Annotated in this window: 2 protein-coding genes and 1 pseudogene; 2 read left to right on the forward strand and 1 reads right to left on the reverse strand. The window is 51.8% G+C overall.

Annotated elements, in window-relative coordinates; translation table 11 throughout:
* Window positions 1-477: 477 nt before the first annotated feature.
* Window positions 478-726 carry a type II toxin-antitoxin system VapB family antitoxin gene (vapB, locus tag J9892_RS20965; protein ID WP_332459560.1) on the reverse strand — a complete coding sequence of 83 codons (249 nt, stop codon included), beginning with the start codon at window positions 724-726 and terminating at the stop codon, window positions 478-480.
* 92 nt (window positions 727-818) lie between these two features.
* Here vapB and umuD point away from each other — a divergent pair, with 92 nt between their 5' ends.
* Together umuD and J9892_RS25220 are read left to right on the forward strand one after the other, a co-directional pair.
* Window positions 819-1241: a translesion error-prone DNA polymerase V autoproteolytic subunit gene (gene umuD / locus J9892_RS20970; RefSeq protein ID WP_010676201.1), complete on the forward strand. Its 423-nt coding sequence runs from the start codon at window positions 819-821 to the stop codon at window positions 1239-1241.
* A gap of 3 nt (window positions 1242-1244) precedes the next feature.
* Window positions 1245-1384, forward strand: a pseudogene (locus J9892_RS25220) (protein UmuC); the annotation flags it as partial.

Here is a 1384-nt window from a genome sequence, read left to right on the forward strand (position 1 = left end):
TGGGGATAACGCCTTAAATGGCGAAGAAACGGTCTAAATAGGCTGATTCAAGGCATTTACGGGAGAAAAAATCGGCTCAAACATGAAGAAATGAAATGACTGAGTCAGCCGAGAAGAATTTCCCCGCTTATTCGCACCTTCCCTAGAGCAGTTCTCGGCATGTCGCATACTGTCCAAAATTGCAGCGGCTAAAACAACTACAGAGGAGAGACCAATCGCCAGCATTGTAGATACAGAACTGGATCACATGCACCACGACCAGTGGTGCAACCTAGAAAAAATGGCTACTGAGCTATCCTGCCTGGGGGGCGAGTACCGACAGATCTATGAACAATCCTCGCTACGCGAGAATGATAGCCATAGCTATTCACCTTTTCAGGTGAGAGGGATACGCTTTATCTATATATATAAAAACAATCCCTCTCAGCTACGCAACTCAGTTACCCTGCTGGACCAACCTCAGAGTTTCTCTCGCTCCTAGGCGGTTGGCTGCTCACGTTCGGCCATGAAGTCGGCGCTCATACAAGGCTCATCAAACCACCTATCCCAGGACTCACCTACAGGTGTGATTATGCGAGTACGACCAACCACGACGATCTCAACATGCGTGACCTCATCTGGCAGGGCCACTGCCTCGGGCAGGTATACCCCCTGGCCACGACCACACCTAAAAACTGTTGATTCCATCACGCGTCCTATGAACACAGTACCATGTGAACCGAACATAGCTAATGGGCCCGGTATGTCAACTGACACCGGATGCACACGTTATGCAATACGGCCATACTGTATATAAAAACAGTAACCAGTGAGCCACCATGTTCGCCATCCCACATCCAACCCCGGACGCTCTAGAGCTGCCGCTTTTTCTGTCCCCTGTGGTTTGCGGCTTTCCTAGCCCAGCACAGGACTATATTGAGCAAACCATAGATCTGAACCAGATCTGTATTGAGCATCCCGCTGCCACCTTCTATGTCAGGGCCAGTGGCCACAGCATGGTGGAAAAGGGCATCAATGACGGGGATCTTTTGATCGTAGATAGGGCGCTCAAGGCCCGCCACGGCGCTATCGTTCTAGCCTGCCTTGATGGAGAATTCACTGTCAAACAGCTGCAAGAACGCCCGTTCCCTGCCCTGCTACCCGCCAATCCGGATTTCCAACCCATCCATCTATTGGACGGGCAGGAACTAGAAATTTTTGGCGTCGTAACCTATGTGCTCCACAAGACCAAACTGGGGTAAACCATGCCCAACGCCATTGCCCTCGTCGATGTGAACAACTTCTATGCGTCCTGCGAGCGCCTGTTTAGGCCAGACCTCAAGGGGCGCCCGATCGTGGTGCTATCGAACAACGACGGCTGCGTTGTGGCTCGCTCGGCAGAAGC

This window comes from Aeromonas sp. Prich7-2 (genome assembly GCF_017939255.1).
GTDB lineage: Bacteria > Pseudomonadota > Gammaproteobacteria > Enterobacterales > Aeromonadaceae > Aeromonas > Aeromonas caviae.

What these genes read in the sequence shown, in the direction of transcription:
- umuD (WP_010676201.1), top strand. Translation starts at nt 819, where the DNA reads ATGTTCGCCATCCCACATCCAACCCCGGACGCTCTAGAGCTGCCGCTT.
- vapB (WP_332459560.1), bottom strand. Translation starts at nt 726, where the DNA reads ATGTTCGGTTCACATGGTACTGTGTTCATAGGACGCGTGATGGAATCA.